A 15530-nucleotide genomic window follows, 5' to 3' on the forward strand; every position below is an offset into this window, starting at 1 on the left:
ATCAATCCACCGCCATCGTCAGCGACAGTCGGTCCAGCAGCCCGCTAGCCACAAGCCGGTAGCTGATGGTGATGTCAACGGCGCGGCGGTCAGCGGGATCAGCCGCAAGCCGCACATCATCAAGCGCCACCCGTGGCTCCCAGCGATCGATCGCCGTTCTGATCTCGTCCTGCAGCCGACGTAGTGTCGCCACCGTGACCTGCTCGTGCAGGAAGCGGTCGACGCCGCAACCGAAATCCGGCCGCTCGATCCGCTCCCCCGGCCGGGTTTGCACGATCAGGCTCAGCGATTCGCGAACGTTCTCCTCGCCGGTGGACCAGGCGACGCGTCCGTCCAGTCCAACCCGGAACGGGAAGGCGACGCCTTGCCCGTACATCCGGGCCCCGATGTCCTCGACCGCGCTCATTGCTTCTTCGTGGGGACGGGGAAGCAGACCTTCAAGAAGGGCAGCCACCAGAACACGATGTTGAGCAGAATCAGGAAGATGAACATCACGACGAAGGCGACGAGGGTGATGATCTGAATCGAGAACGCGCAGATCATGGCGATGTCGAAGTCTCCGGCGTCGCCGGGCTCGTCTCCTTTGAGTAAGCCTGGTCCAATGCGGGCCAACTGATTGCGCAGCGCCGGAGGCATCTCGAACGCCACCCCTTTACGGTTGCGTCGGAGCGTGCTCGGGTCGGGCAGCTCGATCCGGATCGGTCGCGCCGGCGCGCCCGGATCGAACACCTTGGCGAACACCAGACGTCGACTGGGCTCGCTCAGGACTGGCATACACGGCTCGTGCTCGTATCCGAGCCGCACGACGTACTGCTCCTCGACGGTCCCTGCTGCGATCGCGTCCGTCGCTGGGCGGTCCGGGATCGGAGCGATCAAGCCGACCAGTTCCTCTGGCACCTCGACGGGTGGGGCGCCGTCCTCGGCGAGTGCTGAGACGATAGCGGTCGCCAGCTCGACGGGACTGGGCTTCTCTGGGTCGACGGTCCAGTCCTTCCGCTCCCGTCGTGCAGCCGAGCTATGGAACATGGTCCGCACATCGAACTTGTCGGCCGTGTCGCGTTTCGGCGGCATCGAATGACCTCGGAGGATCTCGCGCTCGCCAGCTAGCTCAACGAGTACGTCGGCGAGCCTGGCAACCTTGCGGACCTCCCCGGGAAGCGCAGCAAACTTCCAGCCGGGCTCCATAAGCGACGAGTCCGGTCGCACGAAGTACGTGTCGCGTAGGAAGGAACGGATAGTCCCGTTCGCTCCCGCTGGATCGGGGTCGTAGCTCGGCACCGCCGGTGCCGTCGACGGCGGCCAGGGCGCCGGAAAGTCCGAGTCGGTATACGGGTCGCGGCGGGCCGCCGCCAGTTCGTCGGGGAACCATTGGTGCATCAGGTCCGACATCTCAAGCAGCCAATAAAACGACGCGATGTACGCGTCATCGTTGCGCACTTCGCCATTCTTATCGCCCTCCTTGAGTAACCGCCACGGTTCAAGCACGCGGATGGTCGCCACCATCATCCGCGGATCGTTTTTTGCTGCGGCGTTATCCTGATTCGAAGCCGAGACGGTCGCGTTCGCGTCACTCACGATCGCAGCCCCCCGCCCGTTCTCGGCGCGAGGCTCGACGCGGGGCACCACCGGGAGATAACCCACCCAGATCTGGCGACGACCCGGCTCGTCCAGCCCGAACAGCTCTGCGACCTCCCCGGTGCCGCTGCTCGCCGTCACCGTCATCGGCTGCATCTTGTGACGCTCCTCGGCAACGACGTCGTTGAGACCGTTGACCGTCGTGAACAGCGTCGCCGGGTCGGAGAGGTCACGCCACGCACCCGAGCGACCCGACGGCACCCAGGCCTGCTCCCGCCCGGCGACCACGCGGCGCACCACGAAGCTCGCCGACTGGCCGGCCCGGCGATCAACCGCCCGGTCCGGCAGCCCGGCGCGCCGACACACCAGCGACCCGGTGACCATGTAATAGCGGGCGTGCAACGGCTGGAAGAGCCGCCACGGATCGGCCTCGGTCCCGGGGCCCTTCGGGTGCATCGCCGACAAGCGTCGATGCTGGGGGTCGCCCCCGTCGAGCACGTCCCTCAGCTGGTCGACGAAGTCGTCACCGCTGAACTCGATGATCTCGGGATGGGCCAACGTCCCGGCGTCGAGGTCGTCCGTGGTGTCGAGCCACGATGGGGCGGGCACGGTCCACTGTGCGAGTTCGGTCACGGCGTCACCACACGTTCCCAGCGCCGGGCGAATAGGTGGCGCTGACGACAGTGGTCGCCAGCAACGTGTCGACCTTGACCACGCCGCTGAACGTCGAAATCGGGCACGTGACGTCCACCGAGGTGGCCTCGACCTTGACCGATGGCGCCTGCACCGTGACCTTCGATGGGCTCGTCACCGTCACGCCGCTGGCCTCCAGCGCAATCTCATTGCCGTTCGCATCCGTAACCACGACATTGGTCCCGGTGTCACTCAGTCGTACGGATTGCCCACCGGGGGTCTCAAGCAGCAGATGCACATCACCGTCGGTGTCGTCGAAGGTGAGCCGGATGCCCTTTCGAGTGAGGATCGTCCGGACGTGGTTGCCGTCGGCCATCCGCTCAGGTGGATCGTCCTCGCCGTTCCACAACGCACCGAGAACGATTGGGTGTCGAGGGTCACCGGCCTGGAATGAGACAATCACCTCGTCACCTTCATCCGGGACGAACCATGTACCCCGGCCCGGACCGGCCATCAGCGTTGTCAGGCGGGCCCACGCCTCGAACCGCCCCGAACCGGTGTCGGGGCTCCAGGGCAGTCGAACCTTCACACGGCCCTGATGGTCAGGGTCCTGGTTGTCCACGACCGTGGCCGGGTACATCGCGTTCCAACCACCAGGGTTGGCGAGGCCGGCGGCGACAGGCCGCGGGTCGCTGCTCAAGCCGGTTAGCGGCGACGCGGCGATCGTCATGCCGCCCCCACCCCGGGACGCTCGGCGTCGAACTCGGTCCGGTAGCCCTCGCCGACGGTGAACAGGTGGCGGGTGGCGACTAGGTGGTACACGCCGTCGAAGATCGGCCCGAGCCCCCCGAGACGCACGCTGCGGCCAGCCCGCAGCCGGGGTAGCCCGTCGGCCAGGCCCGAACCGACAACGAATCGTCGCGAGCGTTCCGCATACAGCCCGCGGGCCCGACTCCGAGCTTCAGGAATAGAGACAGGCGACGTCAGCACGGCCGTTTCGATCCGGCGCCCGAAGGTGTCGTCGAGGACCGTGGCCGCGGTCCGGCCGTGGTCGGTTTCGAGGCAGAGGTCGGACGCGTCTGCCGACTCGTCGATTGCCTCCTTTGCGGCCACGTCCCATCCCGTCACATGTTGTTCGGAGCACTGGTCAGCGAGGTCGGCCACAACCCGGAACGATCGAAGCCCGTAGCCGTAGTCCAGCTCGACCGGATCGTCGGTCGGTCGAGATTGGCGGGCGTGCACGGTGGTTCCATCCAGCCAAAGCTCTCCCCCCATGCCCCTCACGCGGTCACGAAGAAACGCAAGGTCGCTCAGGTTGAGTTGGGCGACGTGGAGGTGGGTCGGACCATCGAGGTCGACCTCGGCTCGGAGACCATGGTCCTTAGCAAGTCGTTGGACGAGATCCTTGTCCGAAACATCGTCGAACGACCGGGTTCGCCGGGTCGAGCGTAGCAAGCTCATGGCGTCCTCGAGCAGGAATGTCACGGTCGTCCCGCCGCCGTTCCGGAACCGCCCGTCGATGCCACTGACCCGCCCGACGAATCGTAACGCCCGCTCGTCGACTGCGCCGACGGCGATCGACACCTCCTTGCCGAAGTCCAGCGTTCCCGCGAACCAGTCGTACCCGTCGGCGGTCCAGCCATCGAGTTCGACCTCGGCACGATCCAGGCCGTCAAGCGAGTCCTCGATCGACACCGCCACGATCTGCGCGTTGAGGACGGTTCCGTCAACGCGAAGCTCTGGCTGGGCGACGTAAGAGACGGTGGTCATGTCAGTCGGCCCACTGACGGGTCGAGCGAGCAGCGGAGAGCCGGGATACCGGCGCTCCGAGATCGGTCCGTTCCGGCACCGCTGCCGACGCGATGGCGGCGGCTACCGGGCCGCCGGTCGACGAAGCGGGGTCGTCTGGATCTTCGACGTCGAGCTGATCGATCACGATCCCCATGACGTGCCTCCTGAAGCCTTGAGATCGATGGTGATGCCACCGCTGAGAAGGCGAGGGTTGTCGATGCCGTTGGCGGTGGCGACCGCCTTCCACGACGCTCCCCCTCCAGCCCGGCCGACCATCGCCTGGAGCGAGGTCCCGTTGCCGGCTATGGCCAGCGGGGTGACGCCAACGGCCCCCCTTGCGCCGACCGACACCCTCGACGATGCATTCGCCCCGAAGGACGCACCGGCGGACGCACTCACCGACGCGCTAGCCCCGAACGACGCGCCAACACCGGCACCGCCGCTAGCCGACATCCCTCGGAGTGTCTCCTTGCCAATCTGGCTCATCTGCACCTTGGCGACAGCACGGAGCGGCACACCGTCGGGAGAGAAGAAGTCCACCGACTCGGTGATGCCCTGGATCTGTCCGGTGAATAGGAAGGTGCCCCACGACACGGTGACGTTCCGGGCCTCGGCCTTGTCGGGCCGGCTGAGCTGCACCAATCGTTCGGTGGTGTTGCGGACGTCGTCGCCCGTCAGGGTCGTGTCGAACTGCAGGTCGAACGACAACGCCGTCTGGTAGCCCGTGACCTGCGCAGGGCTGCTCTGGGTGCCGGTCTTCGGTTGGCCCTGATTGACCAGCGACGTCGAGTGGGTGAGCGAAAGCGACTGGGGGTTGAAGTCGGCCGTAATCGAAAGGCTGCCCGACTGATCCGTCAACGTCATGGTTGACGCCATCAGCCGATCCCCGCCGACCCTGAGACCACACCACCGAGGGAACCCGACAGTCCCTCCCCACCGCTCACTTGAAGCCCGGCGGTGGCGTTCACGCCGACGCTCCCGCCGTCCGACAGGTCGAACGACGCTGACAAGCCCACCGACGCGTCGACGCCATATGCGCCCCTGCCGACCGACAGGGTGCCATCGAGGTACAGCCGCTCGACGGCCAGCCCCAGTTCCTCCATGGCGATCTGGCCGTTCTGGGCGTGCAGCGACGGACCCTTGGCCCGCACCGGCAGGCATCCTTCGACCACAAACACCGCATTCACCTCGCCGGCGGGGCTTTGAAGTGCGATGCGCCCGTCGGCGCGGAGATCGCGGCCCGGCACCGTGGCCGCCGACATCCAGGCCCACAGGTCGTGGGCCGAATCCATCCCTCGACGCAGGGTGATCTGCCCGAACTTGGGCGGGCCGACGCGATGTGACTGGCGGGTCGTGTACCCGCCAGGCGTCATCGTCTTCGGCTCGATCGCGATCTCGATGCCGTCGCACTCTGCGAACGCGCCCCGGCACACCGGACTGCCGATCCCGCGCAGGGCAGACCGCACCGTCAGCTCGACGTCGAATCGGAACGCTGAGAACGGGGGCTCGAGCACATCGGCGGCGGCCACGGTCAACCTCCCCGGACGTCGATGACGCCACTGCCGGTGCGTGTGAGGCGCACGGTGATAAATTCGATCGGTGACGTCGGCGCGATCCGGAAGTCGATCTCAACGCGTCCCTCACGCTGGCCCACCACGTTGCTCGGTGGGGGTACCACGACGTCGAAGTCGACGATCGCTCCCCGCTCCAGCAACTGGGTCATAACGGTCCCGAAGGCCACCCGGACCTGGGCCCGGAACCGGTCGTTGTCGACCTCGAATACGTAGCGCTCCCCGAGGAGCACTGCGATCTTGCGCAGCAGGATGACGAGCCGACGCACCGACAGTTGCAACCAGTCCGGGTCGTGATCGAGCGAGTGCGCGCTGGTGGTGGTGACGCCGCCCCGGTCGTCGACGAGCAGGTTGACCCCGAGGTCGAACAGAGCGACCTCCAGTTGGCTTGGCATATTGACGCTCCGTCCGGCGGCGCTCCGCAGTCGCTGACCGGCCGGCGACACCCAGACACCTCTCGTCCGCTCCCGTTCCGCGATCAGGCCACACACGACTCCATCGGGTGGAATGGGGCGCAGCAATTGCCGGTCGCGAGCCACTGTCTCGGGAACCAGAGCCCAGGGGTGCCAAAGCCCACCGTGGCTGAGGGCCGGACTATCGACCAGTCTGGGCTCGGTCGCCAGCGCGGCCCGCCAATCAGCAATGTCGGCAGCGGCGACGCCACGCGGGAGGCTCATGACCGCTACGAGGTCGGCCCGGCTCCGGCAGAGCACCAACAGCGCTGCGTGAACAGAGCTGATCGGTCCAAGGTCCGCTCCTCGGAATGGTTCGGCGAGACCGTTCGCGGGGAGGACCACGGGTCGGAGCTTCGTGCGGGGCAGGTCGCCGCACGGACCCTCTGGGCCGCAGTCCACGAAGCCAAGCGGCTCGGGGACCTCCGGTTCGAGGAGCGATCGTTCCGGTGGTGCCGTCCTCGGACCCCACGGCGTGTGGCAGAGGTCAGGCAGTGCGACAACGGCCACCTCAGCGATGGCGTGGATGGCGTGAATAGCGCTGGTCGGGCGCCGGTGGAGTCCCGACCGCTGCACCTCGATTCGCTCGCCGAGCGACACAACGGTGGCGTCGGACAGCTCTGCGTCGAGGAACATGGCCTCGGGGTCGAACCGGTCGAGGCCATCATGTCCGCGGGCCGTGAGGGAGCTCGTGATCGGCATGGCCGCCGACAAGCGCACATCGGTCGGCATGAGCATCACCGACCCGGCGATCGACGGTGACCGGAGGCGCCGCGACCGGGATGCATCGAAATCGACCGTGTCGTGCTGCTGGATGCGCGCCACCCAGGGCTGCGCTCCGGCCGAGTCGCTGTTGCCGGACACGGGCGGCGCACCCCCGCCGTCGAGCGCTCCGAGCATCAGCCCGTCGATCTGCTCGACACGGCTGACGACGAACCGATCGGCCTCGTCGACGTCGAGGCGGAGGCGGAGCCGGAGCACGGTCGCACCGTCGGGCCACCGATCCGACGGCGTAGCGACCTGGGGCGAGGTGACACGAGAGCCGACTAGGGACGCATTCACCTCGGCAACAGGTCGCACACCACTCAGTGACGTCCCGTCCACACCGCCGACGGTGATGAGTCGCACCGTCGTTCCGCCGGGTGGAATGACGGCGAGGAGGTCGCCCACTGCTACTTCTGAACGAGCGGTGGCAGTGAGCGCCCGGCACCGGATCGTACCGTCCATCACGGTCTCGCTCAGCATGTGGTGCGCCACCACCTCGCCGGTCACGCCCATCGCGTCAGCCCACACGCCGGCCGTGGCCGCGTCGAGATCGAGCGGCGCCGGATCGACCATCGAGCCCGGGGCGCCGATCGAGGCGATCTCGATGCCAGCGAGTCGAAACCGGGCGGCCGAGGCCGACGGTCCGGCGACCCGAACCACGTAGCACCGGCGTCCGCCGTTCGCGAAGAACGACCGGACCGACGATCCGAGGTGGCCGAACACCGGACGATCCCGGTCGTCGACCGCCAGCTCGACGTCCGGTCCGTACAGCTGATCGAAAACCCGGGCGTCGTCAACGGGCATCGGCACGTTCAGGGGGCCACGATTAGCGAACCCAACGAACGCCGCGACATCAAGCCGGACGCCAGGGGGTTCGGGGACCAGCCGTGGGTCGCAGGTGACGCCTGGCAACCGGCTGCGAAAGGCGATGGAGGTAGTCACTCGAGCGCCAGGTCCTCGTAGGTCAGCACGAGTTCCTCGATTGCGACATCGGTGCCGCCCTTGGCGTTCATGGGTGGCGACGTGTATTTCGTCGGGCGCGCCCGGGTCAGTTTCCAGACCATCACGTCGTTCTCACCAACCTCGTCTCGCAGATGGATCGTGACCGATCGCATCGCCGACTTCATTCCCCGCCGCGTCTCGTCGATCCACTGGTAAAGGTCGAGCACCCCGATAAGGCCGCGCTTCAACGTGACGTCACCGATCTTGTACATGCCGTTGACTTTACGAACGTGGTTCACCGGCTCGTTGCCGTTGCGGTACTCCGCCGTCGTCACCTCAATGCCGAGGCCGGTGACGTCCTGAAAACCCGCGACGACGGTCGACGTGTCACCGGTGCCAAGATCGACGAGGAAGTTGAAGTTGCCGTACGGATCGTCTCGCTTGATGCTCATCAGCACACGCTCCTAGCTGGTTGCGGAAGCGGTCCATTGACCGATCCGGAAGATGACGAACTCGGCTGGCTTCACTGCGGCGACACCGACCTTGCAGACGAGCCGACCGTTGTCGAGATCGTTCTGAGTCATTGTTTTGCGTTCGCATTCGACGAAGTACGCCTCCTTCGCCGATGCTCCCAGCAGGCCGCCCGTCTTCCATTCGTTGAGCAGGAATTCCTCGATGGTTCGGCGTACGTTGGCCCATAGCGCCTCACCGTTGTTCATGAACACCGCCCACTGCGTGCCGCGCTCGATCGAGTGCTCGAGGTAGGCGAAGTAGCGGCGGAGCGAGACGTATTTCCACTCTGGGTCGTCGGAGATCGTCCGGGCCCCCCACACCCGATTTCCCCGGCCGGGGAAATACCGCAAGCAGTTGACGCCTTCAGGGTTGAGCATCTCCTGTTGTCCTCGTGACACCGCCGACTCGAGCTCGATGGCTGAGCGGATCGGTTCGTTGGCAGGCGCTTTGAACACTGCATTTTCGGTATCGTTGCGGGCCCAGATGCCGGCGACGAAACCACTCGGTGGCAAGACTAGGCGGGACCCGTCGAACGGGTTCTGCACGACTACCCACGGGTGGTACAGAGCACCGTGACCGCCATCAGAGGTCACGCTGTTGCGCCATGTACGGGCCTCGCTCGGAAGGCTTCCCGGTGGTGTGTCCAGCACGGCGACCCGGTACCGCATCTGCTCGCAGTGCGCGACTAGGGCATTGCGCACCCCCATGGCGGTTCCGGGGTCGGTCCCAAACAGACCAGTCGATCCCGGCGAGGCGATAATCGAGATGTCCTCGACTCCTTCGAAGGCCAGCAGTCCGTTCTTCGACCGGGAGAGTGTGTCGCCGGTCGTATCGCCGGGCACCCCATCAGCGTGGCCCTGGTAGTCGATGACAGAAGGTCGAGTGCCGTTGCCGCCGTTCGCCAGCACGACGGTTAGCGGCGGGGCGCGGAGCACACCGTTCTGGACCAACGGGTCGACCGGTGCGGGTGGAGTGGGAGGGTTGGTGGGGGCAGGTGGAGCGGCGGGCTTCGCCCCCGGCTCGGTACCGAACACCGCCTGCACCAGCGCCTTCACGTCAACCGCGGTCCCTGGAGCCGGCGCCTTTGTCGGCACCACCGCTATCGGAAGCTGGAGCGATTCGACCCGGGTCGGCGGAGAGACGGCAAGGACCTTGGTCAGGCCTTCCGAGCTGTCGGAGGAGAGGCTGAACGCGCCGAGCAATTCGGGCTGTCCAAATCCAGGAAGCCCGCGGGCGTCGATGGTCGGCCGGGCAACCTCGACTTGGATCTTCACCAGATGCACGGTCGCCTTGACGTCGACGGCACTCATCACCGTGCGCGTCCCCGACTCGACGTCGGTGAAGGTCCAGTCGCCGGTCGTGGTGCTCTGGCGGGCGATCGCCAGCTTCACAGCCGTCGCCCCCACGATCGCCACAGTGTCCTCGGAACGGATGCGGGTGAGCGACCGATCAGCGCCGGCAATGAAGAACTGGTTCGGTCCGACCTGAAGGGAGAAGGTGACCTGCACTTGCCCGGCGGTCCCAGGGAACCGGGCCTTCAACGAGAACGGAGATGTCGCCGAGGGCACCGGTGGCGCCTTAGTGACCGGCAATCCGATCAACGCCGTCCCTGTCCCGACGTCGCCGCCGAACACCCGGACCACGTAGATTCGACGGCCGCCTTCGTCGAAGAAGGCCTTGACCCCGTGCGCCAGGTAGTTGGGTTCGCCGACGCCGAGGTCCTCAAGTCCGCCGTAGATCCGTTCGAAGTCGGTGAAACTCGTCAGCATCTCGGGCTCGCCGCTGACGGGGCCGGTCCTCGTCGGTCCAACGAAACCAGCGGTGCTGGTGCTGACGCCCTCGATGCTCTTGGCGCGATAGCTCGTCTCCTCGATGTAGACGCCGGGCGCCAGGTACTCGGGCATGGTCGGTCTCCTTGATTCAGACGGGGTCGATCTCGAGTTGGCCGGCGGTTCCGACGGCCGAGCTCGAGGACAGGACGAACGGAGCGGGCCCGGTCACGGTGCGGCGAAGGGTGGTGACCGGCGTGCCGAGGTCGTTCACAGTGGCGGGCGGCTGTCTCAGCAGAATGCGCCAGGGGGCGGGGTAGGTCACGCCGAGGGCGACCGTCGTGTCGGGGGCGATGGCCGCAGCGCGGACCACGATGTCGACGGGGAACGACGCGCCGCCGACGGCGTCGATCGGCTCACCAGGGACGGGCGCGGCGATCACTGCGAGCGCCACCGCTCCACGGCCGTCAGTGACTCCTCGAGCGAGCACACCACCTGGTGTCGATGCTTCAACCACAGCTCCCGGTACGGCGGCTCCCCCAACCCGACGCACCACTTGCGCCACCAGCCGGACGGTCCCCGGAGCCCACGACGCAGCATCGGGTCCGGGGAACATCGGGACGTCGATTACCTGACCGACCGGAACATCGATCAGGTCGGTCGAGGACTGATACCTTCCGAGTCGATCGCTCACGATCACGACGAACCGAACTTGCAGCTTCGTGGGGTTCGGTCCTAACCATTCAGCACGCGCTCCGTCACCACGCTCGTACAACATGAGCCCGGGCAGCGCCGTAAAGCCGATGACCCCATTGCCGCGACCGCTGTTCGCCGTTCGGGCGAAAGCCGGCGACCCGTAGGGAAACGCGGTCGCCTCGACCCCGTCGACGACGGGTGTCGGGGTCGGCCTCCCGCCGTCAATCGGCCTGACAGCTAGAGAGGCGCGGCGCACGACTACGTCGCCGGGAACGAAGCGCTGCGAATCGGCGAGGATCATACGTCCTCCAAAATCCCGACCTGGTACTCGCGTTCGAGCACCGGCCCGGCGTCAGTGACCACCCGGTCCGACTGCAGCCGGATCGACCGGATGACGTAGGTGACCGACAACTGGAGGTCGTAAGGCAGCACGTCCCACAGTCGGAACTGTTCGTCGGGTGACATCTGGACCGGGACCAGCTCGACGATCTCGGCCGGTTGGTACACACCCGGCACCGCGGCGTTCAGCCGAGCCGAGCCAAGGACTGCGTTCTCCTCGAGCACGAGCATCGCCCAACCCATGAGGTCGAGCTCTAGCTCGGCGGAGGCCGCCCATGCGGTAAGGATCAACGTCGCCTCCAACGGAAGCGACCGGCGGTGTCCCTCAATGGTCGGCGGCATGGTCCGCCTGGCGCCACCGACGACCACGCTCGGGACGTACACGCTGTAGCCGAATTCGATCGGCGGTGTCTGGAGGTCAAGGCTGCGACACAGCTGTGCACCGAACGGTGAGCCGTTGAACTTCGCCGGCTCCCAAGAGTCGCGGAGCACCTCAATGACGGCCTGTGCCGCCGACCCGATGCCCCGATAGCTCGCCATGGCCCCACCGTGCTCGGCATCGCGTCGCGACGCAGTCGCGGTGCAGTCGTCCCCGCGTCACGTGCGACGTTTGCGTGGGCCGTGACTGATCGGTGACGCGCCGGAGGGCGACGATCGCCGAGAATGCCTCTAGGATTGGAATTGCATGCGACGTCCCGGAGGTGTCCATGAGAACGTTGATTCGACAACCCACCCAAATCGACGAGCCCACCCAAGCGCGCGACCGATCGCCGACGCGCCGAACGTCCGGAACTCTCTCACCGACGCGTCAGGCAGGTGTCCCGAGGTGGGCCCAGCCGAGGCTCAAGGTCGGTCCGTCCGATCATCCGCTAGAACGCGAGGCAGACCAGGCAGCCGACCAGGTCGTTCGTGGTTCGCTGGCAGGGCCACTGACACGGGCGATCCCAGACGCAACACTCCGCAAGTGCGATGCCTGCGAGGAGGACGACCGCGAGGAAGATTCCGAGCACGTGGTGGCCAAGCGAGATGGGATCTCCGCCGGCGCTGACACGTCTCCTAGAGGCCAGGGCGGATCGTTGGGCACAGGAAAACCGCTCGATCCCTCGACCCAGCGGTTCATGGAGCACGGCTTCGGCCACGACTTTGGCGACGTTCGTGTACACGACCACAGTGGGGCCGACGCCGCCGCTCAATCGGTCCAAGCTCTCGCGTACACCACCGGAACCGATGTCGTCTTTCGCAGAGGGGCCTACGACCCGGCCACGACCGGTGGGATTCGGTTGCTGGCGCACGAGCTAGCACACGTGGTCCAACAACGTGGATCGGGTGAACGTGGGGAAGAAGCGACGCGCAGCTCACTCGTCCAGCGTTTCCCCGGCGACGGCATGATGCCACCCGGCGACTGCGACTGGTCGACCTACCTCCAAACGCGGCTTTCGGTAGAGGCGACTAAGGCGCTGGTGAGCACGCTCGGAGCAATGCTCGGACCGTGCGGCGTCGGCCCGTCCGGAAAGAAGTGCGAGCTTCTCGCCCTCAAGATTGCGGCCATCACCGCCGAGATCGCAGCACGGGTTGCCTTGGCCACTGCCTGTTTCCGGGGGGGCGATACCGGTCATCGCCAACAGATCCAGGGAAAGGTCAACATGCTGATCCGCTGCTACAGGTTCTTCAACAACGGGAAATGTTCACAGGGCCTCGTCGAGATGATGGAATCGGTGGTAGTCGCCGCCACGGCGGTGATCGCAGTCGCGATGACGGCTGCTGCCATCGCTCTCGTCATTGCGGCGCTCGCAGTCTTGGTAATGGCAATCATGGCGCTGGCCGAGATGATCGCCGCAGCGGTCGCCGCAGCCGCCGAATCAGCCCTGGTCGTCACCGCAGTCGCCGAACTGATCGGGATCGTCGCGGCGCTTGGCAGAGCGCTTCAACCATCGATGTGACTGTGGAAATTCCCGACTTCCTACCTGCGTTTACGAGCAGGTCCAAGCCAGCGCTCTCGGCTGTCTTCACACCCGACATGGTCGAAGCGGACTCGCTGCTCCGTGCCCGTTATAGCGACCTCTCGCCATCGACCCTCTCCGTAGATGATGTCACGAGCGTGTTCGAAGGCAACCTGTGGAGCCTGGCGGGACCAGCGTTCCTCTACTTCCTTCCTGCCTTCATGCGACTCTGCTTAGTCGACTACCCCGCCCTCACGGTCTTCGCAGGGGAACTGATCGGTGCACTGACCGAGCCGTCGAGACAGGACGTGAGCGCAGCTTTCGAACTCCTCGATTCGTTGCCTCCGAAATCACTGCGTAATCCCGGACTGACGAACGAGCTCCGCTCGCGGCAGCTCGAATGGTTCGACTCAGGCGCGCCGAACGCTCTCTTCGTCGCACGCTTCGACGACGTGCTACCCGCGGAAGGTGCTGCCATCGTGATCTTCCTCGAGCGATTCCGGCGCGCCCACAGCGACGACTTTCCGTTCGATGAGATTGACTTGGCAATGACGCGCCACTGGTACCGCTACCGGCCCTGAACCTGCTCGATGCTCAGTGGTGAACGAGACGGCCCGACACGCTGCGGCGCATGGAACCCGTCGGATTCGACCGCCCGCGACTTCTCGGTGACGCTGACGCGACCTTGGCGAGCGCATGGTTCGAGAACCATCGACCGTTGGCAAAGGAGCGCCGTATGGACAATCTCCTCGACATCGCAGATCAGGCACAGCAGGCACGTGACGAATCGACGATCGCGCTCCAGCGAGGCGGCGGCCTTGACCGGCTGGTTACCGAGTCGACGGCGCGGCGCGAGCAGGTCGCCACGGCCAAGGCCGCTCTGGTCGCCGACGACGTCGCTGCGGCCGCCACCAAGGACCTCGCCAAGCTCGACGAAGACAACAGCGGCGACCTCGATTCAGCTACGGGCACCCTCACCGACGAGCAGATGACGTCCATCGACGGCGAGTTCACGGGGTTGGCAAAACGCATCGCTGACATCGAGAAGCAGCTAAAGGATGCCCAATCAGCGGCGGCCGCTGCCGAGGAGGCCGAGTCGGTGGCAGCATCTGAGCATGCCGCCGCGCTCGCGGATTTCGATCGGGTCGTCGTTCGCCGCGACACGACGGTCGCTGCAATCGCCTCGGCCGGAGCGTCCGACGCCGCCGGCACGTCGGCGGACGCTTCGACGAGGTATCGCCGGACGACACTCCGGGCCCAGCAACTCAAGGCGCTCAGGGCAAATCTTGACAGGATCAAGACGTTGCCAGCCGACCTCGACGAGGCGTTGAGCCGCGTGACCGATGCGCAGACCAACGCGTCGGCCGCGTCTCTGGCGAAGGCGGCGACGTCGCTGTCGGTCGCCCGCTTGACCAAGCTTGTCGCCGCGTACGGTGACCCGTCCCAGCAACTCCTCCTGTTGTCGGCCTTCGCTCCAAAGGAGCCGCCGATCAACCCTTGAGAGACGAGGTCGGGTCGTGGCTGAACCCGCTGGTCGCCAAACCGCCGAACCGCAGGCCAAGCCGGTCGAGCGATCGTCGGCTCGCGCAGGACCGTACAGGGCGGTAGGTCGAGAACTGCTGGTGCCCGCGTGGGCCATGTTCGTCGCTCCGAGCAATGACGCCCATGAGGTGGCCGCTGCAGCCAGGGCGCGGGAGGTGCTCGCCCCGACCGAGCCACCGGGGGCCATCCGCTTCGGACTTTCGAGAGCTCAGCTTCCGACAGAAGCACCCGACGTCATCGCCGGCTCCGGCGGTTCGATCTTCGGCGGTGCGGCCCGAAGGCGTTTCGAGCTGGGTTTCGGCTTCGGCTTCGGCGAGGTGCGGATCCACGACGACGCGCTAGCAGCGACGCTCGCCGAATCGGTCGACGCCCGAGGCTTCACCTACGGCAGCCACATCTTCTTCAACCAGGGCGAGTACCGACCGGGCACACCACGCGGCGACGCGCTGATCGCCCACGAGTTGGCGCACATCGAGCAAGGCCACTCCGCGCTCTCGGTCACCTGGCGCCAGTCGAAGACAGCGACGGTCGACCCTCCTGCCGAATCCGCTCCGCAGCGTCTGGCCCGACAGCGCCAGACCGCCCTCGAGTCGTTCACCCAGGTGGTCGTCGAAACCGACAGCGCCGGCTACGCCGGAGTGGTCCTGACCGTTCGCCGCACCGACCGCGAGTTGATCCCGGGGTTCGAGAAGCAGGATCCGAAGCGTCCGCGCCCTTCGGGCACGACGTGGAGGTCATGGACGGAGGTCGCCGCCGAGTTGTCGCCGATCCTCGACATCATGTTGCTGCAGGCTCCGGCCGACTGGACCGTCACCTACGTCCGCGACGATGCCGGACGCCTACGGCAGACGAGGTTCTCCCAGCAGCCGTCTCCCATCCCGATGGTGGCGCCCGCTACAGCGCTCGCCTCACCGACGGCGAGCGCAGCCACCGTCACCGCGATGACCGCCGACGTCGACCGGCTCGTCAAGATCCAGGACGACGCCTCGTATTTCTCTGAGG

General features: G+C 66.3%; 16 protein-coding genes. 4 read left to right on the top strand and 12 right to left on the bottom strand.

Going from position 1 to position 15530, the window contains the following annotated elements; all coding sequences use genetic code 11:
- Window position 1: 1 nt before the first annotated feature.
- From PKD89_RS16190 to PKD89_RS16245, 12 genes are all read right to left on the bottom strand, one after another.
- A complete protein-coding gene (locus PKD89_RS16190) occupies window positions 2-406 on the bottom strand; it encodes a GPW/gp25 family protein (RefSeq protein ID WP_289010935.1) in 405 nt (134 codons plus the stop codon).
- Window positions 403-2208, bottom strand: coding sequence for a hypothetical protein (locus tag PKD89_RS16195; RefSeq protein ID WP_289010936.1), 1806 nt, complete (start codon window positions 2206-2208; stop codon window positions 403-405). Before PKD89_RS16195 ends, PKD89_RS16190 begins: the two co-directional genes overlap by 4 nt.
- A 4-nt stretch (window positions 2209-2212) precedes the next feature.
- Complete coding sequence (locus PKD89_RS16200; RefSeq protein WP_320415446.1) at window positions 2213-2938, bottom strand: phage baseplate assembly protein V; 726 nt, start codon at window positions 2936-2938, stop codon at window positions 2213-2215.
- Window positions 2935-3978, bottom strand: a complete 1044-nt coding sequence (locus tag PKD89_RS16205; protein ID WP_289010937.1) for a phage late control D family protein — start codon at window positions 3976-3978, stop codon at window positions 2935-2937. The genes PKD89_RS16200 and PKD89_RS16205 overlap by 4 nt, the downstream gene beginning before the upstream one ends.
- 1 nt (window position 3979) lies before the next feature.
- Window positions 3980-4153: a hypothetical protein gene (locus PKD89_RS16210; RefSeq protein WP_289010938.1), complete on the bottom strand. Its 174-nt coding sequence runs from the start codon at window positions 4151-4153 to the stop codon at window positions 3980-3982.
- Window positions 4141-4875 (bottom strand): hypothetical protein, encoded by a 735-nt coding sequence (locus PKD89_RS16215; protein WP_289010939.1) that lies wholly within the window; start codon window positions 4873-4875, stop codon window positions 4141-4143. The genes PKD89_RS16210 and PKD89_RS16215 overlap by 13 nt, the downstream gene beginning before the upstream one ends.
- Entirely contained in the window at window positions 4875-5528 is a 654-nt protein-coding gene (locus PKD89_RS16220) for a phage tail protein (protein ID WP_289010940.1), read from the bottom strand. Before PKD89_RS16220 ends, PKD89_RS16215 begins: the two co-directional genes overlap by 1 nt.
- 2 nt (window positions 5529-5530) lie before the next feature.
- The gene (locus PKD89_RS16225) at window positions 5531-7591 is read right to left on the bottom strand and encodes a phage tail sheath C-terminal domain-containing protein (protein WP_289010941.1); all 2061 of its coding nucleotides are present in this window, start codon (window positions 7589-7591) and stop codon (window positions 5531-5533) included.
- A gap of 134 nt (window positions 7592-7725) precedes the next feature.
- Entirely contained in the window at window positions 7726-8181 is a 456-nt protein-coding gene (locus tag PKD89_RS16230; RefSeq protein WP_289010942.1) for a phage tail protein, read from the bottom strand.
- 12 nt (window positions 8182-8193) lie between these two features.
- Complete coding sequence (locus PKD89_RS16235; protein WP_324332536.1) at window positions 8194-10146, bottom strand: phage tail sheath family protein; 1953 nt, start codon at window positions 10144-10146, stop codon at window positions 8194-8196.
- 16 nt (window positions 10147-10162) lie between these two features.
- Complete coding sequence (locus PKD89_RS16240) at window positions 10163-10705, bottom strand: hypothetical protein (protein WP_289010944.1); 543 nt, start codon at window positions 10703-10705, stop codon at window positions 10163-10165.
- Window positions 10706-11004: 299 nt separating this feature from the next.
- Window positions 11005-11586 (bottom strand): Pvc16 family protein, encoded by a 582-nt coding sequence (locus PKD89_RS16245; protein ID WP_289010945.1) that lies wholly within the window; start codon window positions 11584-11586, stop codon window positions 11005-11007.
- Between the two features lie 167 nt (window positions 11587-11753).
- Between PKD89_RS16245 and PKD89_RS16250 the strand changes: the two genes are divergently transcribed.
- From PKD89_RS16250 to PKD89_RS16265, 4 genes are all read left to right on the top strand, one after another.
- On the top strand, window positions 11754-12986 hold the full coding sequence (locus PKD89_RS16250) for an eCIS core domain-containing protein (protein ID WP_324332538.1): 1233 nt from the start codon (window positions 11754-11756) through the stop codon (window positions 12984-12986).
- A 2-nt stretch (window positions 12987-12988) separates the two neighbouring features.
- A complete protein-coding gene (locus tag PKD89_RS16255) occupies window positions 12989-13567 on the top strand; it encodes a hypothetical protein (protein WP_289010947.1) in 579 nt (192 codons plus the stop codon).
- 155 nt (window positions 13568-13722) lie between these two features.
- Entirely contained in the window at window positions 13723-14487 is a 765-nt protein-coding gene (locus PKD89_RS16260) for a hypothetical protein (protein ID WP_289010948.1), read from the top strand.
- 16 nt (window positions 14488-14503) lie between these two features.
- Window positions 14504-15530: DUF4157 domain-containing protein (locus PKD89_RS16265; protein WP_324332537.1), on the top strand; the 1027-nt coding region annotated here is incomplete at its 3' end.

It is taken from the genome of Candidatus Neomicrothrix sp., assembly GCF_035329545.1.
GTDB lineage: Bacteria > Actinomycetota > Acidimicrobiia > Acidimicrobiales > Microtrichaceae > Microthrix > Microthrix subdominans.

Coding starts and splice junctions, on each gene's coding strand:
- PKD89_RS16190 (WP_289010935.1), bottom strand. CDS start 406: ATGAGCGCGGTCGAGGACATCGGGGCCCGGATGTACGGGCAAGGCGTC.
- PKD89_RS16245 (WP_289010945.1), bottom strand. CDS start 11,586: ATGGCGAGCTATCGGGGCATCGGGTCGGCGGCACAGGCCGTCATTGAG.
- PKD89_RS16210 (WP_289010938.1), bottom strand. CDS start 4,153: ATGGGGATCGTGATCGATCAGCTCGACGTCGAAGATCCAGACGACCCC.
- PKD89_RS16235 (WP_324332536.1), bottom strand. CDS start 10,146: ATGCCCGAGTACCTGGCGCCCGGCGTCTACATCGAGGAGACGAGCTAT.
- PKD89_RS16225 (WP_289010941.1), bottom strand. CDS start 7,591: ATGCCCGTTGACGACGCCCGGGTTTTCGATCAGCTGTACGGACCGGAC.
- PKD89_RS16260 (WP_289010948.1), top strand. CDS start 13,723: ATGGACAATCTCCTCGACATCGCAGATCAGGCACAGCAGGCACGTGAC.
- PKD89_RS16200 (WP_320415446.1), bottom strand. CDS start 2,938: ATGACGATCGCCGCGTCGCCGCTAACCGGCTTGAGCAGCGACCCGCGG.
- PKD89_RS16250 (WP_324332538.1), top strand. CDS start 11,754: ATGAGAACGTTGATTCGACAACCCACCCAAATCGACGAGCCCACCCAA.
- PKD89_RS16230 (WP_289010942.1), bottom strand. CDS start 8,181: ATGAGCATCAAGCGAGACGATCCGTACGGCAACTTCAACTTCCTCGTC.
- PKD89_RS16205 (WP_289010937.1), bottom strand. CDS start 3,978: ATGACCACCGTCTCTTACGTCGCCCAGCCAGAGCTTCGCGTTGACGGA.
- PKD89_RS16215 (WP_289010939.1), bottom strand. CDS start 4,875: ATGGCGTCAACCATGACGTTGACGGATCAGTCGGGCAGCCTTTCGATT.